Below are 21304 nucleotides of genomic sequence, written 5' to 3' on the forward strand. Positions count from 1 at the left end.
TCGTGTCGGGGTATTTTTTTACCTACTTTCTGATGCATTGAACGGCCAAGACCCCGGTCAGCGGAAGTCCCGTGACTTGGTGGCGGCTTTGAGGCGGAGCACCTCGAACTTGTCTGCCACCAGGTTCACCACCCCCTCGTTGGACCGCTCCAACACTCCACGCACCAGGACGCTACTGGCCTCCCGCGCTATCCGCCGATACCGCTGCCAGACACCGACTGAGCAGATGACATTAACCAGCCCTGTCTCGTCCTCAAGGTTCATGAAGGTGATGCCGCTAGCCGTGGCAGGGCGTTGCCGGTGGGTAACCACTCCACCGACTTCAACGCGCCGACCAGCCTCGGCGGAAAGGAGGTCCGCGGCGGTCAGTGCGCCTCGGCGTCGTAATGCTGGCCGGGCGTGGCGCACCGGATGGTCATCTGTGGTGATTCCAGTGGACCACAGGTCTGCTGCCACGCGGTCGACGTCGGTAAGGTCCGGAAACAGGGGCGGCTGGATGTACACAGTGGTTCCCTTGATTTGGCCCTCGCGTTCCGTGGAGGCGGGACCGGCATGCCAGAGCGCTTCCCGCTGGGTGAGTCCCATTGAGTCAAATGCCCCGGCAGCTGCCAGCGCTTCGAGCTGCTGTGAGTTCAGTTCGGTCCGGCGCGCCAGGTCACCCATGGTTTCAAAGGGGCCGTTTGCCTCGCGTTCCTCGACGATGGCCTGTGCCAGTTTCTTGCCGATCGACTGCACGCTGTCCAGCCCTAACCTGACCGCATGGTTGCCGTCGCGGCGGTGAACCGTTGAGTCAAAGGGAATGGTGCGGTCGAATTTCCCCACTGGGGGCTGGTGGAACGCCAGGCAGTTATCAGAACCTGTGGAACCTGTTCCCGCGGAGCCGTCCACCTCCAGATCTGCATGAATCCCGGACAGCAGGATGTCCGGGCGCAGGACCGTGACGCCGTGCCGCCGGGCATCTGCCACCAGGGTCTGGGGTGAGTAGAAGCCCATGGGCTGTGCGCGCAGGAGCGAGGCCAGGAAGGCCCCCGGATAGTGGAGCCGGAGCCAGGCACTGGCGTAGACCAGCAGGGCAAAGCTGATGGAGTGGCTTTCAGCAAAGCCGAAATTGGCGAACGCCTGGATTTTCCGGTAGACGGAGTCTGCGGTTTCCCCGACAATTCCATTGGACTTCATGCCCGCGTACAGCTTCTCCTTGAGGGTGTCGATCCGCTCAAGGCCGCGTTTGGACCCCATAGCGCGGCGCAGCTGATCGGCGTCGGCGCCTGAACAGTTGCCCACTACCATGGCCATCTGCATGAGCTGCTCCTGGAAGAGCGGTACTCCGAGCGTGCGCTTGAGCACCGGTATCAGCTTGGGATGCAGGTAGCTTTCTTCCTCCTCGCCCAGTTTCCGCTTGATGTACGGGTGCACCGCTCCGCCCTGAATGGGGCCGGGACGCACCAGCGCAACCTCGATAACCAGGTCATAGAACCGGCGGGGCTGCAGGCGCGGCAACATTCCCATTTGCGCGCGGCTTTCCACCTGGAACACTCCAATGGAATCAGCGAAGCACAGTTGATCGTAGACTCCCTGCTCTTCCCGGGGCATGGTGTGCAGCGTCCATTCCTCACCGAAGTGCTTTTTGACGAGGTCGAAGTTGTACTGCATGGCCGCCATGATGCCGAGGCCCAGCAGGTCGAACTTGACCAGGCCCATCCAGGCGCAGTCATCCTTGTCCCACTGCAGGACGGTGCGCCCGTCCATGCGCCCGTGCTCGATCGGGCACACTTCCCCGATTGGGCGGTCGGTGAGCACCATTCCGCCCGAGTGGATTCCCAGATGGCGCGGAAACTTCAGCACTCCCTGTGCCAGTTCCACCACCGGCTCGGGGATGTCGTGATCATCACTGGAAACCAGTGCACCCCAGCGCTCCACCTGTTTTGACCAGGCATCCTGCTGCCCGGGGCTGTGCCCCAGCGCCTTGGCCATGTCGCGGACCGCGAACTTGGGCCTGTAGGTGATGACGTTGGCAACCTGGGCGGCATTGAACCGGCCGTACTTGTTGTACACGTACTGAATGACCTCTTCGCGACGGTCGGAATCGAAATCGACGTCAATATCGGGTTCCTCGTCCCGCAGGCTGGAGAGGAATCGTTCAAAGGGGAGGTCATACAGGATGGAATCGACGGCGGTGATTTCCAACAGGTAGCAGATAGCGGAATTCGCTGCTGATCCGCGGCCCTGGCAGAGGATGCCCCGGGTGCGCGCAAAGTGGACCAAATCATGGACGATCAGAAAATAGCCCGGGAAGTCTTTCTCCTCGATCACACGCAGTTCTTTTTCAATGCGCTCACGGACATCATCCCTGCCGGCGTAGAACTTGGCTGCGCCTTCCCAGACCAGCTTCCTCAGCCAGCTCATCTGTGTGTGGCCCTCCGGCAGGTTGAGTTTGGGCAGGCCGGGCTTGACGCTGCTGAGCCGGAATGCCAGATCATCCGCCAGTTCCACTGTCCGTTCCACGGCCCCTGGATAGGCGGCAAAACGGGCTGCCATTTCCGCGCCGCTGCGCAGATGCGCAGACCCCGACGCCGGTAGCCACCCATCCATGTCATCCAGTGACCTGCGTGCGCGGACGGCGGCCACCGCGGTTGCCAGTCTGTGTTGCTCAGGGACGGCATAGTGCACATTGTTGGTGGCAACGACGGGCAGCTTCAGCCGCGTGGCGATGTCCCACAGGGCATCATTGTGCGCACTGTCCAGCGGGTTGCCGTGGTCGTAGAGTTCGACGGCGACGTTGCCCGTACCAAAAAGGTCTATCAAACGCCGGGTTTCCTCTTCCGCGTCCTGAAGGCTGCCGTTGCGGAGCGCATGGCGGACGGCTCCTTTGCGGCACCCGGTCAGTATCATCCAGTTGTTGCCTGCCCTGGCGGCGAGCTCGGCAAGGTTGTACCGGGGCTTGCCTTTCTCTGCTTCCGGTTTCAGCTGAGCTTCCGTGATTGCCGCGGCCAGCTGATGATAGCCCTCTGCGCCGCGGGCGAGGACGAGCAAATGCCGGCCCTCCGGGTCTGGTTCACCGTTTTGGGGTTTGCTCAGTTCCAGGGATAGCTCAGTGCCGTAGATGGTGGAGAGCCCGGGGTGTTTCTCTGCCGCTTCAGCCAGGTGGACAACACCGTAGAGCCCATCATGATCGGTCAGCGCCAGCCCGTGGAGACTGAGCCGGTGGGCTTCCTCGACAAGCTGTTCGGGGCTGGCAGCACCATCAAGGAAGCTGAAATTCGAATGCACGTGAAGTTCCGCGTAGGGCACCACCGGACCGTCAGGCATGGTCACCGGTTCTTCCGGCGGGGAGTACGGATGCCGTTTCAGGGACCAGGCGGGACTGTCTCCGCCGTCAGCACCCAGGGGCGGGGAACCGGGGCGGCGACGATCGGAGAGGGTCCGTTCAAACTCCGACCAGGAAATCGGGGGATTATTGAAGCCCATGTCAGGACTCTCTGTCCGTGCCAGCACGGTGGCATACGGAAGGCCTAGTCATAGCTGGCCTCCGCCCACCAGCGGTGATCAACAAGCAGCAGCAGCCAGGCCGTTCCTGATTCATCCACCACCTGGAACCGGTTGAGGGTGCGCCCGTTCGAATCCCACCAGCGCTCGACAATGGGCCACGGCCCCGCCCACGAGGAAATGGCGGTTTGCCGCGGAGGCGCCGCGACAAGCACGGCAGGAACGGCTGTGAGCAGTCCGCGCCGATCAACGTCTACGGTGCTTCCTGCGCCGTCCAGCACCTGGACCGGACGGGGCTCGTCGAAGACGGTGGCTGGAACTGGGCCGGGGAGCTGGCCGGGCCACGGAAGATCCCGGCTTTTGGCAGCAGCTTCCGACGGCGGATCTCCCCAGGGAATGAACACCCGCCGGTCGGTGAGCATTCTTCCACCGGCCACCATGGCCGTCAGTACCGCACCATGTCCCAGCATGCTTTGCACCCGGGCAAGACCGTGGTGAATATTTTCATCCGGGCCCGTTCCCCACAGCCCGTCCGCGTGGTCGCTGAGATCCTCCACCGTCTCCGGCTGAAGCTGGACCTTGCTGATTCCGGAGCTCAACCCATGCTCAACGTTTCCGCTGCCCTGCAGTTGCCAGCGGACGCGGTCCAGCACGTCATCCGCGTCGAACCAGCGGGGGTGCCGCCAGAGCCGAACCGATTCCTCACCGGATTCCGACTGCAGCCGTACCACCAGAACCGTGCACACCAGCCCTGCTTCACGCAGCCGGCCCACGAATTCCTCCGCGGACAGGCGCAGGGTGAACGTCAGCTCATCAATGCGTGCCAACGGCGGTTCACAGTGCACGACGGCGTCGAGTTCCGCCGGCGGTTTCCTGACCACTACGCTGTGGTGGTCATATCCGCTTGCCTTGAGATGGGCCAGTGCACCTTCCACGCCGAACCGGTTGCGGACGTCAGCACGGGCAAGGGCGGCGAAATCTCCAAGCGTGCGGATTCCAAGCCGGCGCAGCACCACCGCGAGTGCTGGTTCCTCCAGAACTTCCAGGGGGAAGCTGCCAAGGAATGAGGCTGATTCTCCGGGCGGAAGGATCCATACGGGATCGGCCCCCGGATCCTCCAGGAATTCCGTTGCACGGGCAGCATGCTCAGCGGCAAAGGGGCTGTCTGCTACTCCTACCCGGGTGGCCGTGAGCCCGATGGCGGCGAGGGTTTTGAGCAGGACAGCCGCCGCGCGTTCTTCACTGCCGTAATACCTGGCAGGACCTTTGGCGTGAAGGACACATAATCCTGGGCGAACAAGCTGCACCCCGGGCATGATCTTTTCCATAGCGGTTATAACTGGTTCGAAGTTTCTCGCGTCCAGTGCCGGTTCATAGGGAAGAACAGTAAGGGTGGTGCACCGGGCCTGGGCTTCCCGGAGGCGAAGGCCGCGTTTGACTCCTTGTTCCCGGGCGGAGGGGGAGCAGGCGAAAACCTCGCCCTTCCCGATCAATGCCACGGGGTGTTCTGCCGGCAGGAGGTATTCCCTGAGTGCTGCAGTGATGGGCCAGTCCGGACACCAGAGAGCCATGGTGCGGGTAGTGGTGGGGGATGCCGGCGCGGCCTGGCTGGAACGGGAAGATTTCATGATGCGCGGGCCGGTCTGGAGAAAAATTCCTGCTGCCCGGACTCCGAATGTGCAGCGGGCGCAGATGGAGACCTGGATGTGGACCACGGCCCATGGTGAAGATCCGGCAGCCATAGGTCTGCGGTGCGTGAACGGCCGGTGGAAGCGTGCGCTGTGATCCGCATCCTGCGGCTTCGAAGATGCCCGGTTCCTGAACCCAGGCCCTGCCAGTTGCTCCCGGTTACGCTGAGCGTTGCCTCGCTGTGCGGCCAGGGCCCCATGGTCACCAGTGCAGCACCGCGCTGGCGTAGGCGTGCCATCAGACGGGAGGCATCCGATGGAGCGACGTGCTGTGGAGCGCAGGTCAGAACAATTGACACCACATCCACCATTGCTGCAGTCACCGTGAGCCACTGATCCCCGGGGTGGGGCACCAGAACCAGTTTGTCCAGCGCTATGCCGAAGCCGGCAGCGGCTTCCACACTGAAAGTGGGCATGCCGATGACGCTGCACCAGGCTCCGGCGCCTGACGGGCCTGCCAGCAAAGCCATAGCCAGGGTGGTGGAGTTGGTCACCGAATACGCCGCACCCGCCTGGAGCCCGCCCCCCGGAAGAATTCCAGCCAACACCGGCACGGTGGGCAGCCGCCGGGAAGAGGGCCTGCTGTTCTGCATGCCGTTGATTTTGGACTGGAGCTCCGCCTTGAGCCGGGCTTTGTCAGCAGCCTGATCCACGGCAGACAGCGCCCGGCGGGTACCGCCGGGGAACTGACCCGGAGGTACGGCCTGAACTACGGCTGCTGCTGGTGAACTCACACTTAATGTTCGAACGCGTGTTCGATTAAGTCAATTGGCTTTCCAGGCTGTGGAGGACTTCATGGTCACCCAGTACTCCAGTACCCTGTCTCCATGTGCGGACGCTTTGTAGTGGCAGGCTCGAACAAGGATCTGGTGGACCTTTTCGACGTTGACACGGTGGGCGATGATCTTCCCGAACCGTCGTGGAACATCAGCCCTACCGATCCCGTTCGGGTAGTCCTGGAATCACTCAAAGACGAGCAGGTCACCCGACGCATGGAGGCCGCGCGGTGGTGGTTGACGCCGTCGTTCTCAAAAGAACTGAAAACCAAGGCGCCCACCTTCAACGCCCGGTCGGAAACGGTGGGCAGCAAGCCCACCTTCAAGCCGTCCCTCGAGAGCCGCCGCGCCCTCATTCCTGCCAGCGGCTACTACGAATGGCGAACCGAGGGAAAAACAAAGATTCCGTTCTACATCCACCTGCCGGGAGAACCGGTGGTGTTCGCAGGACTGTACGCCTGGTGGCGCAACAGGGAGTTACCGGATGACCACCCCAACCGCTGGGTACTCTCCTCCACCATCCTGACCCGTCAAGCAGTGGGGCCGGTGGCTGAAATCCACGACCGCACACCGGTGACGCTCCCCCGCGAATTCTGGAACGAGTGGCTGGATCCCACCACAAAGGGGACGCAGGAACTTGCTGATGAAGCGGTTGCAGCAGCCACTCCCGTTGCCGAACAACTGCAATTCCACGAGGTGGCGCCGGTTCGGGAGGACAGCCCGCTGCTGATTGAACCGCTGAACCCGGCGTAGGAGCTAGTCCTTTGCGCGCCGCGCTTCCTTGGCCCGCTTCTCTTCCGCACGTACCCGAGCCATGGTTGAGCGCTCCGCCACCAGCCACTCAGGCGGTGACTGGAGCAGCGCGGTGATTTCCGCAGTCGTCAGTGGGTCTGTGATTCCGCCGCGGGAGAGGCCGCTGATCGAGACACCCAGCTTGTGCGCCACTACGGGACGCGGATGGGGACCGGTGCGGCGAAGCTCGGCAAGCCACTCGGGTGGATTCTCCTGGAGCTGGTTGAAGTCTCCACGGGAGATGTCGTTGTCCTGGAACTCTTGTGGTGTTGCGGGCAGGTAGATGCCAAGTTTCTTCGCGGCGGTAGCCGGTTTCATGGTCTGCGGGGACTTCGCTGGGGTCATCCTCTCAGCGTAACCGCGACTGGGTTACTGTGAAGACGTGCCCGAGCCCCAATCTTCCACGCTGCAGGTCGGCTTTGTTCCCGGGGTAACGCCCGGAAAGTGGGTGGGACGCTGGCGGGAGCGAAACCCTGAGCTTCCGATCGAAGCAACAGAGTACGACGACGGCGCGCTGGCTTCGGCGCTCCGGGCCGGCTCAGTGGACCTTGCGTTCGTCCGCCTGCCCGTGGACAGGGACGCGCTCAGCGTCATCCCGCTTTACGAGGAACTCGCCGTTGTGGTGGTCTCGAAGGAGAACGAGCTCTCCCTGCTTGATGAGGTCCCACTCTCAGAACTGGGCAACGAGAATGTCCTCGACGTGCAGGAATGCGGTGGAGCGCGGATGGCCATCGAAATCGCGGCGTCGGGAGCCGGTGTCGTTGTGCTGCCCATGTCCGTTGCGAGGCATTACAACCGGCGTGATGTCGAGGTTCGGGTTGTACCGGACGCACCTTCCACCAGAATTGCCGTTGCATGGATTGCCGAGAACACCACGGATGACATCGAGGAATTCATCGGGATTGTTCGGGGAAGGACGGCGCGCAGTTCACGGCAGCCGTCGGCCCAGAAGGAAGTACCCAAGCAAAAGGAAACCCGTAGCGAGCCTAAAAAGGCAGCAAAGCCCGCGAAGGGCAGGTCTGCGCCCGGCAGGACCAGGAACAAACCGACCGCCAAAGGTGCGCCGAACCCTCGCGGGCGCGGCCGCCGTCGTTAAGTGAATTTCAGGATGCTTCGGCGGCCAGCGGCGCCGTAGCAGTTTCAGAGTTCATCGTGGCGTTCCTGTGCTGAGCGATAATTTCTGCGTACCGGTGGAAGGAAGCCCGCGGGACGCGGTCGAGTGTGGCCGGTTCCATGCGGATCAGGCCGAACTTCTTGGTGTAGCCCTCCTGCCACTCCCAGTTGTCCACAAGGGTCCAGTGGAAGTAGCCGCGCACGTCGACGCCGTCAGCAATTGCATCACCGATCGCTGCCAGGTGTTTCTCCAGGAACTCGATCCGGCGGGTGTCTTCCACGTCTCCGCCGGGGCCGTCGTCGTAGGCGCAACCGTTCTCGGTGATGTAGATCGGCGGAATGTTGGGGTACTGCTCCTTGAGCTGTTTGAGGATGGTGGTCAACCCGCTGGGGATGACCGGCCAGTCGAAGTCGGTTTTCGGAACGTCCGAATAATCACGCGGCATGAACGGAACCGGAAACAGCGGCGGAGCGGCGCCGACCTTCGTCGGGAAGTAATAGTTGATTCCGTAGAAATCCAGCGGAGTGGAAATGATGTCCATGTCCCCGTCCTGGATGACCTCAAAGGACATGCCTTCGATCTCCGCAAGATCAGCCGGGTACTCCCCGGTCAGCAACGGCGCCGCGAACTGGCCGTTGTGGTAGTGATCGTAGAGAAGCGCGAGGTTGCGCTCCTTCTCCGAATCACTTGCCGGCTCCACGGGAGAGTGGTTATTGACGACGCCGATGGGTGTGTCCAGTGTCTCGCGCAACACCCGGACGGCGTGCCCATGCGCAAGCAGCAGGTGATGTGCAACGGAGAATGCGCTGCCCAGCAGCATGAGCCCTGGCGCCGCCCGTCCGATCGCATGCCCGACGCCGGTATGCACCACCGGTTCGTTGACCGTCATCCAGGCGGCAACCTTGCTCCCGAACTCGTCGCGGAGAAGCCGCGTGTAATCGGCGAAAGCATCGATTGTGTCCCGGTTCTGCCAGCCGCCGGCGTCCTGAAGCGCCAGTGGAAGATCCCAGTGATACAGCGTCACCCACGGTTCTATTCCGCGCTCGAGCAGGGAGTCGAGCAGCCGATGGTAGAAAGCGATCCCTTCCGGATTGGCGGGTCCACGGCCTGTGGGCTGAATGCGGGGCCAGGCGATGGACATCCGGTACGCCTTGCCGCCCAACTGCTCAAGGAGGTCGAAGTCTTCTTCATACCGGTTGTAGTGGTCGCACGCGATGGCAGGGCTTGAGGCATCGAGGATGTTGCTGTGCTGGCTGGCGTATTCGTCCCAGATACTCGGTCCGCGCCCGCCTTCATTGACCGCACCCTCAATTTGCGCTGCCGCAGTTGAGGTCCCGAATACGAACCCCGCCGGCAATCCGAACTCGCTCATCCGCACTCCCTGATTCCGATGTCCCTTCACTAAAGAGCTCCTCACCCTCACCCGTCAACTGCCCGGACCCGGTTTCTTCCCGGCATAGCCGGATAAGGTGCTTTCATGGCCCGATCTTTTCTTCCGCCCGCAGGGCAGCGAACAACGCTTCGCCTGGCCAATCCAACACAGCTGACTCCCGAAGGACTCCTCGCGCCGAAGTGGGGCGCCGGACTGGCACTGGCAGGGCTGGTGCTTGTAGTACTGCTGCCGCTGCTGGGAACCCTTGCGCTGGTGGAGGTGCTTTCCTTCGGCCCGCCGCTGGTCCTTGCATCCCTGCTGCTGACCTGGACCGCGATGTTCTCAGTGACCTTCTACGCCTCGCGGCGCCATGGATTCCGTTCCCTTGCCCGCGATTTCGGTCTCAGGTTCCGTTGGATCGACCTCGCCGTGGGACTTGGTGTGGGGATTGCGGCACGCATTGTCCTGGCCGTGCTCCTGGCGATTCTCACCCTGCTCTGGCCGCTGCAGGACGGCGAAGTGATCCAGGGCAATGCCGAACTGTTTCTCACGGACGATACAGTATGGCTGCTCATCAACGGCGTCCTCGGCGGTGTGCTGATTGCGCCCTTCTTGGAGGAGCTGTTCAATCGCGGCCTGGTGTTGCGCGGGATCCAGAATGCACTGTGGCTTCGGCGCACTGGCAACCCCCGCGATTCCGTAACGCCCGCCGTGCAGCGGCGGTCCCTGATGACCTCTACCGTTATTGCCCTTCTGGTGAGTTCCCTTGCTTTCGGTCTGTTGCATACCGGTGCCGTTCCGGACCTCCGGTCTTCCGTCTATCTGCTGCTCAGTACGTTCACGGTGGGCTTGATGTGCGGGGTGCTGACCGTGATCACCGGACGGCTGGGTGCTGCCATAGTGACCCATGTTGTGTTCAACGGCACCGGCGTGGGCTTGCTGCTCCTGGTGCCGCCGGAGCTGCTTCCCTGACTAGGCACTGCCCTTCCCGCCAAGCAGGTCACCGAGTGATCCCCCGGCAAGGAAAGGCTGCGCCGCGAGGAACCGGATCTCCCATTGCTGCGGCAGATGGTTGTCCGAACCCACCGTCCAGTAGACCTGCAGCGCACTGAATCCCTCCTGTCCGTACAGCTGGAACGCATCCCGCAGCCTTTTCAGCGACGCCCCGCGCACCTCGACGGCCTGTCCATCGAACTGGCCGTGGAAAACTTTTGCTCCTGGCTGGGTGAGTAGATGCAGGGCAGGTTCAAGCAACGACCAGGCATGACGCACGTGACCGGGACTTTGGCCGTACAGAATGAGTTCCGGGAGCCCGCGCTCAGTGAGGCCCACTGTGTAGGCGCAGGACAATTCACCGTGAGCCTGGCTGAAGCGCACCAGGACGCCCTCCCGCGCCACCTGCGCTTCAATGCGCTCGCGGTCAAGGACGTCATCACGCCACAGGTTTGAGAACTCCAGCGACGAGCAGTGGGGGTGAAAGATGAGGTCGGTCATGTGCGCTCCTTCGATGTGCCTGATGCAAAGGTGTCATCCCGCTCCGACATTCTGATGACTTTCGGTCGCTACGCTTGGGATCATGCAGTTTCCCGCGTACGCCACACTCCTGACAGACATCCGCGACACCGTCCTGACCATCACGGTCAACCGGCCGGACGCCCTCAACGCCCTGTCCTCCAGAGTGATCGAGGATCTTGAACACTGCCTCGACGCGGTGTCTGACGTCCTGACAAACGACGACGGCGCGTGGCCGGTTCGCGGCGTCATCATCACCGGCGCGGGGAAGGCGTTTGTTGCCGGTGCGGATATCCGCGAAATGACCGCGATGTCACCGGACGACGCCCACGCCTACAGCTCCCGCATGCACCAGGTCACGCTCGCGATCGAGCAGCTGCCGGTCCCGGTCATCGCTGCCGTCAACGGTTTCGCCCTTGGTGGCGGCTGCGAACTGGCGATGGCCTGCGACGTCATCTATGCGGCGTCGACCGCGTCCTTCGGGCAGCCGGAAGTCAGCCTGGGCCTCGTTCCGGGGTTCGGGGGATCCGTGCGGCTGCCGCAGTACGTCGGGCCGGGCCTGGCGCGCGAGCTCCTCTTCACCGGACGCCGCCTGGATGCCGGGGAAGCCCAGCGGGCGGGTCTCGTCACAGCGCTTTTCGATACCGTCGATGACCTGCTTGACGGTGCGCACAGCACTCTGGCGCTGGTGGCACGTCAGTCTCCCGCCGCCGTCGCGCTCGTCAAGCGGACTCTCATCGCGACTTTGGGCTTGCCCACCGATGAAGGGCTTGCCATCGAGGCGGAGTCCTTCCGGACCGCCTTCGCAACGGAAGACAAGGCGGAGGGAACCCGCGCGTTCCTCGCCAAGGAGCACCCCAGCTTCCCCGGACGCTGACAATCGTGCCCTGACCTGCAGAAACGGCAGGAAGGGGGTATGTTGCTAAGCATGCTGAAGATTGGTGCGGTGATCCCCGGACTGGTGCTCCTCCTCGGACTGACTTCGTGCGGCATCACCATTCCACAGGATCCGGAAGGAACTTTGGAAAAGGTATCTGGAGGCATTCTCCGGGTTGGTGTGAGCGAAAACGCGCAGTGGGTTCAACTGCCGCCTACCGGGGACCCTCAGGGCATCGAGCCGGAATTGGTCGAGGAGTTCGCGGACACACTTGACGCCGCGATCGTGTGGGTCCCAGGCGCAGAACACGAGCTGGCCGGCGACCTGTTCCACGGAGAACTTGATATGGCCATCGGCGGATTCGGCGCGGATACCCCGTGGGTCAAGGAGGCCGGCATTACCCGGCCCTACACCGAGACAGCCGATGAACGCGGCAAGACAATCAAGCACATCATGCTGGTTCCCCTGGGGGAGAATGCCTTCCTGCTGGAGCTTGACCAATTCCTGCAGGCGCAGGAGGTGGAATTGTGAGCACGGCCGGCGAAAAAAACACAGCGCGCTTCGGCCATACGGAACTGCCCGAGGAACAGCAGCGTGCCCTGCGCAAGGCAGTCAAATGGGAATGGATCACCATCGGATTCCTAGTCGTCTCTACGTTCCTGGTGTATCTGGTCCTGGGAAATTCGCAGGCCATGAAGGCCGCGTGGATCGAAGACCTGCTGTCCTTCCTTCCGCCGATCTCGTTTCTCATCGCAACCCGGGTGATCCGTCGTCGTCCCTCCGAGTCCCATCCGTACGGCTATCACCGCGCCGTCGGTGTAGCGCACCTCGTGGCCGCTGTAGCGCTGGTGGTGATGGGTGCGTATCTCATTGTCGATTCCGGCATAGGTCTGTTCACTGCCGAGCACCCTACGATCGGTGGAATCACGCTCTTGGGAAGCACCTTCTGGTTGGGCTGGCTGATGGTACTCGCGATGCTGCTCACCGCTGGGCCTCCCGTAGTCCTCGGAATCGTCAAGATGAAGCTCGCGAGGACGCTTCACGACAAAGTGCTCTACGCCGACGCGGACATGAACAAGGCTGACTGGATGACGGCGCTCTCGGCAGCGGTAGGTGTTCTGGGTATCGGCGTGGGCCTGTGGTGGGCGGACTCGGTGGCAGCGCTCCTCATTTCCACAAGCATCCTGCGCGACGGGATCAAGAACCTTCGCGGAGCCGTCGGCGGCCTGACCGACACACGGGCCCGGACCTACGATGATTCCGAGCCCGATCCCGTCGGTGAGCGCATCGACTCCTATCTCCGCAGCCTGGGTTGGGTCCGGGAAGCCAGATCGAGGGTGCGTGATGAGGGGCACGTGTTCCACATCGAATCGTTCGTAGTGCCGCGGACGTGGCCGAGGGCAACGCTGCGAAGAATCGAGAAGGCCCGGGACGCGTGCGTGGAAATGGACTGGAAAGTACAGGACATGGTCATTGTGCCTGTTGCGGAGCTACCGGAGGAGTTTCTGCCCGGCGTAGCCAAGGGCGGTTCGGAGTACCGCTGACAACACGAAGAGGGTGGCAGTCTCTCGCGACTGCCACCCTCTGTGTCTGTGCGTGCCTTACTTTCGGGCTGGCTTCACCACGTTGGCCGTGGGTGTCATGTTCTCCGCATCGACCATCCAGGCGTACTGCTCCAATTTCTCGATGAAGCCGTGCAGGATGTCTGCGGTGGTGGGATCTTCCTCATCCACCTGGTCATGGACGTCCCGCATCCGGCCGACGGCCGCCTCAAGCATGGCTACCACCATGGAAACGGTGTCCTTGGTATCCACCAGACCGGACGGGAACTCATTCAGTGAGGTTCCTTTGGCGACGACGGCGCTGCGTCCGTCCGGAACAGCGTGCAGGGCGCGCATCCGCTCAGCCATCTGGTCCGCGAAAAGGCGGGCGTCCTCGATGATTTCATCCAGTTGAAGGTGCATGTCGCGGAAGTTCTTGCCGACGACGTTCCAGTGGGCCTGCTTGCCCTGCAGGTGCAGCTCCACCAGATCAACCAGGACAGCCTGCATGTTGTCGGTCAGTGTTTTTGACGCCTTCATAAGTTCCTCCACTCGTGACGGAAATCCGGCCGCTGTTCGCCGCCAGCATCAGCCCCAGCCTAGACCGGCGCTTTCGATCGAATCCAGTTGCTGGGAAAACTCTAAGTAAACTTACCATTCTGTTGATCCGGCAAGAATCGTGGGTTAGCGTGGCGAACAAGCGGTCAGTTATCCGTGATGTTCTGCGCGAAGTTCCAGCAAACGAGGAGGAACAGACAATGGCAACAGTTCAGGAATTCATAGACGTTTCAGTGCCGGTGTCCACCGCCTACAACCAGTGGACGCAGTTCGAAACCTTCCCCGAGTTCATGGGGGGAGTCGAATCGATCACGCAGATCTCCGAAACACACAACCACTGGGTAACCAAGATCGGCGGAGTTGAGCGCGAGTTCGACACCGAGATCACCGAGCAGCATCCCGACGAGCGGATCGCGTGGAAGAGTACCGACGGAAAGTCCCATGCCGGCGTCGTAACCTTCCACCGGCTGAGCGACTCCACCACGCGTGTCACTGTTCAGCTGGATTGGGATCCGGACAGTTTCACCGAGAAGGTCGGCGCAGCTGTCGGCGCCGATGACCGGCAGGTGAAGTCGGACCTCGCACGCTTCAAGGAGTTCATCGAGAACACGGGGAACGAAACCGGTGCCTGGCGCGGTGACGTGGACGCTCCCGGTTCCGGCTCTGCCACGGTCGGCCGGACCGTTGATCCTTTGGCGGGCGGGGCAGGCCTTGCCGATCCATCACTGGATGACCCGGAATCGGGCGGGCCTCGAGCCGCCAACCCGGCTTAGGACGTCAACCAAACGAAGGGCCCTCTCTCGGGAGAGCCCTTCCTTTGGTTAAAGGGATGAATGCCTCACTCTTCGACGCTGATCGTGTTGATTGCCTCGGTCGCGCGTTCCGACAGGTTCTCGGAAATCGGTGCGCTGCCGGCGGCAACCGCAGCGGCCTGCTGACCCTCTTCGCTGACAACGAAGGTACCGAAGGTCTTGACCAGGTTTGCGGTCTGTTCGTCCTCGTAGGTGGAGCAGAAGATGTGGTAGGAAACCAGCACCAGCGGGTATGCGCCGGGGGCTGTGGTTTTTCGGTCCAGGTTGAGGGCGATGTCGAATTCGGCTCGGCCCTCCACCGGCTCAGCCTCGTCGACGGCGGCAGCCGCGGCTTCTGAACTGACAGCGACATACTCGTCACCCACGAGAAGCTTTGCCCGGCCCAGCGGCGGTCCGACGGCGGAATCATCCGCATAGGTGACCGCGCCTTCGGTGGCGGCAACGGTGCTGACGACGCCGGCATTGCCCTTGGCGTTCTCTCCCGCCAGCCCTGCCGGGAAGGTGCCGTCCGCCTCGTTGGTCCAGATCTCCGGCACTACAGCATGCAGATAATCAGTGAAGTTTTCCGTTGTGCCCGAGTCATCGGAGCGGCTGACCGGAGTGATGCGGGTGTCGGGAAGATCAACGCCCTCGTTCTGGCTAGCAATTGCTGGGTCATTCCAGCGCGTGATTTCTCCGCGGAAGATGCGGGCAATAGTCGCGGCGTCGAGGTTCAGCTCTTCGATCCCGGGCAGGTTGAAGGCGATACTGATCGGCGCCACATAGGCCGGGATGTTGAAAGCGCCCTCGGGTCCGCACACTTCACGGGACTCCTCGAGTTCTTCTTCGCTGAGGTAGGCATCGGATCCCGCGAAATCCACGGCTCCGGCCAAAAGTGCACCGCGCCCTGCCCCGGACCCGTCCGGCGAATACTGCACGCGAACGTCCGGATGCATGGTTGCGAACTCCGCCTGCCAGGCATTCATGGCCGGTCCCTGCGCCGATGATCCCGCGCCAGTGATGGTCCCGCTCAGGGTCGAGGTGGCGTTCTGCGCGGCAGCTTCCTGCTCCGGCCCCAGTGGGTAGTCCGAACCGCAGGATGCAACAGTAAGGCCGGCAGCGCAGCTCAGGGCGATGGTCAGCACGCGACGAAAAATCACACGCCCACGATACAGGTGAATACTGGGTGTCCCCACGTTGAACAACTCGTGAACCGGCCCTACGGCGCCTGCAAGTCGCGTGTGGCCGGGCCTTCGAGGCGTACGCCGTCATGGGTGAAGCGGGATCCGTGGAGCGGGCAATCCCAGGATTGCTCGGCGTCATTCCAGCTCAATACCCCGCCGAGGTGGGGGCAGACAGCTGATACCCGGTGCGTCACACCGGCGATTTGGCAGACACCCACCGGCCGGGCACCTTCCCGCACAATCACGCCCTGGCCCTCGGCAGGCCGGGCGTGGGAGGTCCGCGCCAGCCCGCCCAGCCAGCCGGTGACCATTTCGACCCCGACGCCGGCGTTGGTCTTTGCGGTGCTGAGCGCGTCCTGTTTGCCGACCCGGGTCTTATACAGCTCCTTCGCCCACGGCATCTGCCCGCCGAGGATTTCCGCTGACAGGGCCAGCCCTGCAGCCACGCCGTTGGTGAAACCCCACTTGTTGAAGCCGGTTGCCGCGTAGATGGATTGGCCGCCGACGGGCATCTTCCCGACATAGGGAACCGATGACGCCGGCTGGTAGTCCTGCGCCGACCAGCTGAACGCTGCCTGCGCGGTGGGAAAGTGCTCCTGGGTCCAGCGAATGATGTCGTCGACGAGGGACTGCGTATGCGCCTCGCGCCCAACGGTATGTCCGTTGCCGCCCACGATGAGGTACGGGCGTCCCTCGACCATGGCAGTGCGCAACGTACGCGAGGGAGAGTCAACTGACAGGTACATGCCCTGCGGAATCTCGTCCTGCACGGTAAAAGCAACGGCATAGGAACGGTGTGGCCGCAGGACGGAGAAATGCCCGCCACGGTCCAGGATCGGCGTTCCGGTGGCGATGATGACGCTGGCCGCCGAAATCTCGCCCAGCGAGGTCTGGATGGTGCTCCGCTCGCCCTTGGTGCTGCCGGCCTTCACGCCGGTGACCCGAACGCCCTCGATGAGCTCGCCGGAGTGCTTGCGCAGGTCTGCTGCGAGTGCGGCAAGGACCTCCAGTGGATGTACCTGTGCCTGACCAGCCACGCGCAGCGTACGGGTCACCGGGAACGGGAGCTCCGAGGAGTCTTCAAGGACGGCACTGAGTCCGGAAGTGGCGCATGCGTCCCGTTCCTCGCCCAGGAGGCGGGCGCCGTCGTCCGTGATGGCGTAATTGAAGGCGTCCCGGACGTCATAGCTGACGTTGTTTTCATCGCAGAACCGGAGCAGCCAGCTTTGGCCCTCGCGGTTTGCGGTGACATAGTGACGGGCCAGAGCCGCTCCGTGGTGTTTGATGACCGAGGACAACTGCGTGCCCTGCAGCAGTGAGACTTTGGCCGTGCTGTTCCCGGTAGTCACTGCACCAACCGTTCGCGCCTCCAGGACCGCTACCCGCTGACCGGATCGCGCGAGCAACGTGGCAGTGGTCAGACCGGTGATACCGGCGCCGACCACCACGGAATCGTACTGGCCGTCCGCCTGAAAGGTGTCAACGGGAATGCGCGGTGATGATTCAAGCCAAAGGGACTTCACGGCCAGTTCTCCTTCTGTAGTGCGGTTGATTACCAGTCCAGTTCAATTCCGATGTTGTCTGACGGACCTTCCTGCGCCGTGCCGAGGTAGATTACCTCACCGGTTTCGTCGTCGCGCAGGAAAGTGTGGAAGGTTCCGGGAGTGAGGCTGCCGCTGATCGGCGGGAAGCCCTGTTCGGCGGAGATCCGGTCCTGGAAGCCGACGGCGGGAAGGCCGTCGTCGTTCACAATGAACCAGTCCCACACCGCGCCGGTCGACAGGTCGACCGCGAGAACCGTGCCGGCGGGCCATCCTGCGTCCGGATCCCGGTCTGAACCTGGGATCTGGCGCCCGGCTGAGCGGTCGTACCCGGCGAGGAATTTTCCTGTGTCAGCACGCACCAGGCCAACCAGTAGGGGAAGCCCCGGTGTTCCGGGGGAGAGCGCCGTTGTGTCCCACCATCCGCTGTAGGCAGTCTGCAGCGGGAACACGTCGCCCGGTTCCACGCTCACGGGCAGCGGCTGGAAGTAGGGCGGCGTTGGCGCGGCGGCCGTCTGCGCACTGCAACCCGGAAGAACGACGACGGCGAGCAGCACCGTTACGCCCGGCAGATGCGTCCGCACCGTAATCACCTCCGTGGCGTCAACGCTAGCCCTCGCCGGCCTGCCCCTCAAGGAGGATTCCTAAGTATGCTGTCAAAGAGTTGCAAGGAACCTTCGCAGGGAGGAAGAACATGACGGCTGCACTGCTCATCATTGATATGCAGAAGGCATTTTTTGAAGACGAATCTCTCGGCAATCAGCAGGACTTCCTGGTTGCGGCCTGCAACTCAGCTATCGCGGATGCGCGCGAGGCCGGCATTGCCGTCTATCTCATCCGCACAGAGCACCAGCGGGACAAATCAACGTGGACACTGAGCATGCTCGATGATGATCAGGGTTTCCTTTTCAGCGGCACTGAGCAGGCCGAATTCGTTGATGACCTCGATGTCGAGGGTCTTCCTGAGTTGGTGAAGACGCGCGACAGCGCTTTCTTCGGGACCGACCTGCTGCAGCGCCTGCGCATTCTGGAGGTAGACACGGTGGTCCTCGCAGGGGTTTCAACGCACAATTGCGTGGCCCAGACCGGTGCGGATGCCTACGCGAACAACCTGCGGGTGGTGTACGCCAGGGATGCGGTCGCCTCAACCAACAGTGAGTATGCGCAGAATGTGCTGGGCGTACTGATGGATGAGTACCGTCAGGTTTCCCTCGACGCGAGCGGGATCCGGCAGTTGTTCTCGAAGAAGCGCGCTTAGGCGGTGGACGGATCAGATGCCGATGCTGTAGCCGTCCTCCCGGTGGAACAGCCGACGGCCCGCGCCGTCGTCGGACCGGACCCAGACAACCGAGGAGTCATCGGCGTGATCTTCGAGTACGCCGGAGAACTGGTCTCCCGAGGAGTGCCGAAGGGTTATCTGCTGACCGCGCCTGAGCGTCGAGAAGTCGGCAAGCGAGGAATGTTGCGAGGTCATTGGGGAAAGGCCTTCCTGAGAGTGTGACTAACGCCACACTAAGGGCCGTTCCTGAATGTTTGGTGAATGAAAACTGGGTAATCGCCCAAATGGACGCGAACGTTTATCGAAAAGATAGCTAAGCAAGCTTTCTATTCTGTTCTGCCTGTGGCACGCTGGCAGTACAAATGGCGGGACATACTGTCCATAGCTCGCAAGATCACGTGCCGGTGTCCGCCAGTCCGGCCACCTTAGAGGGGATAGTGCAATGGCATCAACACATTCAGGGTCGGGTGTAGGCACCCGGACAAACATTCAGAAGGCCGCACTCGCGGTAGGAGTGGTCTTCCTCCTGGTCGGCGTGCTGGGATTCATTCCCGGTATCACCAGCAATTACGACACGCTGCAGTTCGCCGGCCCCGAGTCCGAGGCGCAACTCCTCGGCCTGTTCCAGGTTTCGATCCTGCACAACATTGTTCACCTGCTGTTCGGCGTCGCGGGCGTCGCGATGGCAAAGACTGCAACCGGCGCTTACAACTTCCTGCTGTGGGGCGGCGTTATCTACGCGGTGCTCTTCATCTACGGGCTCATCATCCCGCATGATTCGGCAGCGAACTTCGTTCCGCTGGACGCGGCGGACAACATCCTCCATCTGGGCCTTGCCGTCGGCATGATTGCGCTGGCGCTCGCTCTTCGGGACAAGCACCGCACTGTCCGGGACCGGTAGTCCCGGCTCCAACCAACTACAAACAAACAGAACGACGACGGCGGGCCGCAACCTGCCGTCGTCGTTCTGTTTGCGCTGTGCGTAGCTCCGCTGACGATCTAGGCTTCCACAGCCCTGTCCGTCTGCACCGGCTGGGCGTCTTCGCCGGAAACGACCTCGATCTTGCGGGGCCTTGCGCGCTCGCTGACCGGGATGGTCACGCTGAGCACGCCGTTTTCATAGCGTGCCGAGATGGCATCAATGTCAATACCCTGCCCGAGGTTCAGTTGCCGAAGGAAGGATCCGCTTTCACGCTCGCGGGTCAGCCACTTGACTCCCTCTGCGTTCCGCAGGGTGCGCTCGGCGCGGATGGTCAACAGCTGGCCGTCGACGTCAATGTCAACAGATCCCGGATCAATGCCCGGGAGGTCAGCGCTCAGGATGTAGTGGTCACCCTCGCGGTACAGATCCATCGGCATCAGCCGCAGACCCTGGCGGGGATCCAGAAGTGCGCCGGCCACGCGGTCCAGTTCACGGAATGGGTCGAATTTCATTGCCATGATGGTTCACTCCCTGTGAGTCAGTAGTCTTTCTTCGGGTTGAGTCTGGTTCGCTCAACCTGCAAGTAGATTAGCACTCGCAGGAGGAGAGTGCTAATGGTTTATGTTCGCTCTGAACGAACTACTTGGAACACAAAAAAGCCCGCCCCGCATGCTGCGGGACGGGCTATGAACGGTGCCTGCGCGGGGCCTCGATCCCCGGGCCTTCCGCGTGTGAAGCGGATGCTCTACCAGACTGAGCTACACAGGCAAATAGTTCCCAGTCAGTTTAGGTCATTGGCAGACGGATGATGCAAACGCGGGGGTGCGGTAGATATTCGGGCGGACACTAAGTAGCCTGACTATTTGAGGCTATTCCACTTCTCGATGTCAGCGAAGGAGTTTGGCAATGGACGATGAGGACATTCTGGCGCGGATCCAGGCGCTGGTCGACAAGGAACACGAGCTGCGGGGTTCACCCTCGGGTGACGATGCTCCTGGCGAAGATCGACGCAGCAGCCTGCGGCGGGTCGAGGAACAGCTCGACCAGTGCTGGGACCTGCTCCGTCAGCGGCGGGCGAAGGAAGACGCAGGGGAAAGCCCGCAGGAAGCGGAGGCCCGGCCGATCGACCAGGTAGAGGGCTACCGCCAGTAAGCACATCGATTTGGCAGGACACGCCCCGATACCCCGTTGATAAGGGGCGTGTCCTGCCAACTCAACGAAAGGAATCTTCATGGACGACCTCAAAGCATTTGCACTGATCTGTACTCTCACCCCCTCGCCCGATGCCTCGAGCACCGATGTGATGGCCGACCACATCCTTGGCAAGCTCAAGGAGCAGGGGGTAACGACGTCGTCGGCCCGGGTAGTTGACCACAACGTTGCTCCAGGCGTGCAGATCGACATGGGAAACGGGGATGAATGGCCGCAGCTCCGCCAGCAGATCCTCGATGCGGACATCTTCCTCCTGTGCGCACCTATCTGGGTAGGGCACATGAGCAGCCTGGGACAGCGGGTGTTCGAACGGCTGGACGCCGATCTCTCCTCGACTGATGATGACGGCCGGCCCATCATGTACAACAAGGTCGCTCTGACCGCGGTGGTGGGAAACGAGGACGGCGCCCACCATGTCACTGCCGAGATGCACCAGGGCCTGAACGACATCGGCTTCACCGTCGCGGCGCAGGGCGGTGTCTACTGGGTCGGGGAAGCAATGCAGACCGTGGACTTCAAGGACCTGGACCAGGTACCTGATCCGGTTGCTTCCACAATTTCCTCCATGTCCGTGAACGCTGTCCACCTGGCGAAGTCCCTCAAGGCATCTCCCTACCCAGCTCCCTAGCATCGAGTTGGCAGGACACACCCCGAAAGGAGCC

22 protein-coding genes, 1 tRNA gene and 1 pseudogene are annotated in these 21304 nt (G+C 62.3%); 11 read left to right on the forward strand and 13 right to left on the reverse strand.

Annotation, left to right across the window (positions count from 1 at the left end; genetic code table 11):
* Window positions 1-57 precede the first annotated feature (57 nt).
* Genes P4U43_RS07100 through P4U43_RS07110 form a run of 3 tightly spaced genes read right to left on the reverse strand, consistent with a single transcriptional unit; the run spans window position 58 to window position 5905 of the window.
* Complete coding sequence (locus tag P4U43_RS07100; RefSeq protein WP_277358086.1) at window positions 58-3465, reverse strand: error-prone DNA polymerase; 3408 nt, start codon at window positions 3463-3465, stop codon at window positions 58-60.
* 44 nt (window positions 3466-3509) lie between these two features.
* Window positions 3510-5111 carry a DNA polymerase Y family protein gene (locus tag P4U43_RS07105; protein ID WP_277358087.1) on the reverse strand — a complete coding sequence of 534 codons (1602 nt, stop codon included), beginning with the start codon at window positions 5109-5111 and terminating at the stop codon, window positions 3510-3512.
* Window positions 5108-5905 (reverse strand): hypothetical protein, encoded by a 798-nt coding sequence (locus P4U43_RS07110; protein WP_277358088.1) that lies wholly within the window; start codon window positions 5903-5905, stop codon window positions 5108-5110. Before P4U43_RS07110 ends, P4U43_RS07105 begins: the two co-directional genes overlap by 4 nt.
* Window positions 5906-5998: 93 nt before the next feature.
* Between P4U43_RS07110 and P4U43_RS07115 the strand changes: the two genes are divergently transcribed.
* On the forward strand, window positions 5999-6700 hold the full coding sequence (locus tag P4U43_RS07115) for an SOS response-associated peptidase (protein WP_277358089.1): 702 nt from the start codon (window positions 5999-6001) through the stop codon (window positions 6698-6700).
* 3 nt (window positions 6701-6703) lie between these two features.
* Here the strand turns inward: P4U43_RS07115 and P4U43_RS07120 are convergent, their stop codons facing one another.
* On the reverse strand, window positions 6704-7084 hold the full coding sequence (locus P4U43_RS07120; protein ID WP_277358090.1) for a DUF5997 family protein: 381 nt from the start codon (window positions 7082-7084) through the stop codon (window positions 6704-6706).
* Between the two features lie 37 nt (window positions 7085-7121).
* Here P4U43_RS07120 and P4U43_RS07125 point away from each other — a divergent pair, with 37 nt between their 5' ends.
* Window positions 7122-7835 (forward strand): LysR family transcriptional regulator substrate-binding protein, encoded by a 714-nt coding sequence (locus P4U43_RS07125; RefSeq protein WP_277358091.1) that lies wholly within the window; start codon window positions 7122-7124, stop codon window positions 7833-7835.
* Between the two features lie 7 nt (window positions 7836-7842).
* On the opposite strand, the gene P4U43_RS07130 is transcribed toward P4U43_RS07125, so the two are convergent.
* A complete protein-coding gene (locus tag P4U43_RS07130) occupies window positions 7843-9225 on the reverse strand; it encodes a GH1 family beta-glucosidase (RefSeq protein WP_277358092.1) in 1383 nt (460 codons plus the stop codon).
* Between the two features lie 105 nt (window positions 9226-9330).
* Here P4U43_RS07130 and P4U43_RS07135 point away from each other — a divergent pair, with 105 nt between their 5' ends.
* Window positions 9331-10197 carry a CPBP family intramembrane glutamic endopeptidase gene (locus P4U43_RS07135; RefSeq protein ID WP_277358093.1) on the forward strand — a complete coding sequence of 289 codons (867 nt, stop codon included), beginning with the start codon at window positions 9331-9333 and terminating at the stop codon, window positions 10195-10197.
* Here P4U43_RS07135 and P4U43_RS07140 read toward each other — a convergent pair whose 3' ends face one another.
* Entirely contained in the window at window positions 10198-10719 is a 522-nt protein-coding gene (locus P4U43_RS07140; RefSeq protein ID WP_277358094.1) for a DUF4262 domain-containing protein, read from the reverse strand.
* Between the two features lie 82 nt (window positions 10720-10801).
* Here P4U43_RS07140 and P4U43_RS07145 point away from each other — a divergent pair, with 82 nt between their 5' ends.
* Genes P4U43_RS07145 through P4U43_RS07155 form a run of 3 tightly spaced genes read left to right on the forward strand, consistent with a single transcriptional unit; the run spans window position 10802 to window position 13158 of the window.
* Window positions 10802-11614 (forward strand): enoyl-CoA hydratase/isomerase family protein, encoded by an 813-nt coding sequence (locus tag P4U43_RS07145; RefSeq protein WP_056545659.1) that lies wholly within the window; start codon window positions 10802-10804, stop codon window positions 11612-11614.
* 51 nt (window positions 11615-11665) lie between these two features.
* Complete coding sequence (locus P4U43_RS07150; RefSeq protein WP_277358095.1) at window positions 11666-12145, forward strand: transporter substrate-binding domain-containing protein; 480 nt, start codon at window positions 11666-11668, stop codon at window positions 12143-12145.
* Complete coding sequence (locus P4U43_RS07155; RefSeq protein WP_277358096.1) at window positions 12142-13158, forward strand: cation diffusion facilitator family transporter; 1017 nt, start codon at window positions 12142-12144, stop codon at window positions 13156-13158. Before P4U43_RS07150 ends, P4U43_RS07155 begins: the two co-directional genes overlap by 4 nt.
* A 57-nt stretch (window positions 13159-13215) precedes the next feature.
* Here P4U43_RS07155 and P4U43_RS07160 read toward each other — a convergent pair whose 3' ends face one another.
* Window positions 13216-13695, reverse strand: coding sequence for a Dps family protein (locus P4U43_RS07160; protein WP_277358097.1), 480 nt, complete (start codon window positions 13693-13695; stop codon window positions 13216-13218).
* 218 nt (window positions 13696-13913) lie between these two features.
* On the opposite strand from P4U43_RS07160, the pseudogene P4U43_RS07165 reads away from it, so the two are divergent.
* Window positions 13914-14363: pseudogene (locus P4U43_RS07165) on the forward strand (SRPBCC family protein); the annotation flags it as partial.
* 188 nt (window positions 14364-14551) lie between these two features.
* Here P4U43_RS07165 and pstS read toward each other — a convergent pair.
* Genes pstS through P4U43_RS07180 form a run of 3 tightly spaced genes read right to left on the reverse strand, consistent with a single transcriptional unit; the run spans window position 14552 to window position 17864 of the window.
* Window positions 14552-15664 (reverse strand): phosphate ABC transporter substrate-binding protein PstS, encoded by a 1113-nt coding sequence (gene pstS, locus P4U43_RS07170; RefSeq protein WP_404800711.1) that lies wholly within the window; start codon window positions 15662-15664, stop codon window positions 14552-14554.
* A 59-nt stretch (window positions 15665-15723) separates the two neighbouring features.
* Complete coding sequence (locus tag P4U43_RS07175) at window positions 15724-17211, reverse strand: FAD-dependent oxidoreductase (RefSeq protein WP_277358098.1); 1488 nt, start codon at window positions 17209-17211, stop codon at window positions 15724-15726.
* 29 nt (window positions 17212-17240) lie between these two features.
* The gene (locus P4U43_RS07180) at window positions 17241-17864 is read right to left on the reverse strand and encodes a hypothetical protein (protein ID WP_277358099.1); all 624 of its coding nucleotides are present in this window, start codon (window positions 17862-17864) and stop codon (window positions 17241-17243) included.
* Between the two features lie 59 nt (window positions 17865-17923).
* Here P4U43_RS07180 and P4U43_RS07185 point away from each other — a divergent pair, with 59 nt between their 5' ends.
* The gene (locus P4U43_RS07185) at window positions 17924-18487 is read left to right on the forward strand and encodes a cysteine hydrolase family protein (protein WP_277358100.1); all 564 of its coding nucleotides are present in this window, start codon (window positions 17924-17926) and stop codon (window positions 18485-18487) included.
* Between the two features lie 12 nt (window positions 18488-18499).
* Here the strand turns inward: P4U43_RS07185 and P4U43_RS07190 are convergent, their stop codons facing one another.
* Window positions 18500-18703, reverse strand: coding sequence for a hypothetical protein (locus tag P4U43_RS07190; protein WP_277358101.1), 204 nt, complete (start codon window positions 18701-18703; stop codon window positions 18500-18502).
* A gap of 247 nt (window positions 18704-18950) precedes the next feature.
* Here P4U43_RS07190 and P4U43_RS07195 point away from each other — a divergent pair, with 247 nt between their 5' ends.
* The gene (locus tag P4U43_RS07195; RefSeq protein ID WP_277358102.1) at window positions 18951-19409 is read left to right on the forward strand and encodes a DUF4383 domain-containing protein; all 459 of its coding nucleotides are present in this window, start codon (window positions 18951-18953) and stop codon (window positions 19407-19409) included.
* A 98-nt stretch (window positions 19410-19507) separates the two neighbouring features.
* Here P4U43_RS07195 and P4U43_RS07200 read toward each other — a convergent pair whose 3' ends face one another.
* Both P4U43_RS07200 and P4U43_RS07205 read right to left on the reverse strand, forming a co-directional pair.
* On the reverse strand, window positions 19508-19948 hold the full coding sequence (locus P4U43_RS07200) for an Hsp20/alpha crystallin family protein (protein ID WP_277358103.1): 441 nt from the start codon (window positions 19946-19948) through the stop codon (window positions 19508-19510).
* Between the two features lie 176 nt (window positions 19949-20124).
* Window positions 20125-20198 (reverse strand) — tRNA-Val (locus tag P4U43_RS07205).
* A gap of 138 nt (window positions 20199-20336) precedes the next feature.
* Here P4U43_RS07205 and P4U43_RS07210 point away from each other — a divergent pair.
* On the forward strand, window positions 20337-20582 hold the full coding sequence (locus tag P4U43_RS07210) for a DUF2630 family protein (protein WP_277358104.1): 246 nt from the start codon (window positions 20337-20339) through the stop codon (window positions 20580-20582).
* Window positions 20583-20661: 79 nt separating this feature from the next.
* Window positions 20662-21270 (forward strand): flavodoxin family protein, encoded by a 609-nt coding sequence (locus tag P4U43_RS07215; protein ID WP_277358105.1) that lies wholly within the window; start codon window positions 20662-20664, stop codon window positions 21268-21270.
* Window positions 21271-21304 lie beyond the last annotated feature (34 nt).

It is taken from the genome of Arthrobacter vasquezii, assembly GCF_029455255.1.
Classification (GTDB): domain Bacteria; phylum Actinomycetota; class Actinomycetes; order Actinomycetales; family Micrococcaceae; genus Arthrobacter_D; species Arthrobacter_D parietis.

Coding starts and splice junctions, on each gene's coding strand:
- P4U43_RS07140 (WP_277358094.1), bottom strand. CDS start 10,719: ATGACCGACCTCATCTTTCACCCCCACTGCTCGTCGCTGGAGTTCTCA.
- P4U43_RS07145 (WP_056545659.1), top strand. CDS start 10,802: ATGCAGTTTCCCGCGTACGCCACACTCCTGACAGACATCCGCGACACC.
- P4U43_RS07120 (WP_277358090.1), bottom strand. CDS start 7,084: ATGACCCCAGCGAAGTCCCCGCAGACCATGAAACCGGCTACCGCCGCG.
- P4U43_RS07105 (WP_277358087.1), bottom strand. CDS start 5,111: ATGAAATCTTCCCGTTCCAGCCAGGCCGCGCCGGCATCCCCCACCACT.
- P4U43_RS07190 (WP_277358101.1), bottom strand. CDS start 18,703: ATGACCTCGCAACATTCCTCGCTTGCCGACTTCTCGACGCTCAGGCGC.
- P4U43_RS07215 (WP_277358105.1), top strand. CDS start 20,662: ATGGACGACCTCAAAGCATTTGCACTGATCTGTACTCTCACCCCCTCG.
- P4U43_RS07160 (WP_277358097.1), bottom strand. CDS start 13,695: ATGAAGGCGTCAAAAACACTGACCGACAACATGCAGGCTGTCCTGGTT.
- P4U43_RS07135 (WP_277358093.1), top strand. CDS start 9,331: ATGGCCCGATCTTTTCTTCCGCCCGCAGGGCAGCGAACAACGCTTCGC.
- P4U43_RS07210 (WP_277358104.1), top strand. CDS start 20,337: ATGGACGATGAGGACATTCTGGCGCGGATCCAGGCGCTGGTCGACAAG.
- P4U43_RS07100 (WP_277358086.1), bottom strand. CDS start 3,465: ATGGGCTTCAATAATCCCCCGATTTCCTGGTCGGAGTTTGAACGGACC.
- P4U43_RS07185 (WP_277358100.1), top strand. CDS start 17,924: ATGACGGCTGCACTGCTCATCATTGATATGCAGAAGGCATTTTTTGAA.
- P4U43_RS07130 (WP_277358092.1), bottom strand. CDS start 9,225: ATGAGCGAGTTCGGATTGCCGGCGGGGTTCGTATTCGGGACCTCAACT.
- P4U43_RS07195 (WP_277358102.1), top strand. CDS start 18,951: ATGGCATCAACACATTCAGGGTCGGGTGTAGGCACCCGGACAAACATT.
- P4U43_RS07115 (WP_277358089.1), top strand. CDS start 5,999: ATGTGCGGACGCTTTGTAGTGGCAGGCTCGAACAAGGATCTGGTGGAC.
- P4U43_RS07150 (WP_277358095.1), top strand. CDS start 11,666: ATGCTGAAGATTGGTGCGGTGATCCCCGGACTGGTGCTCCTCCTCGGA.
- P4U43_RS07200 (WP_277358103.1), bottom strand. CDS start 19,948: ATGGCAATGAAATTCGACCCATTCCGTGAACTGGACCGCGTGGCCGGC.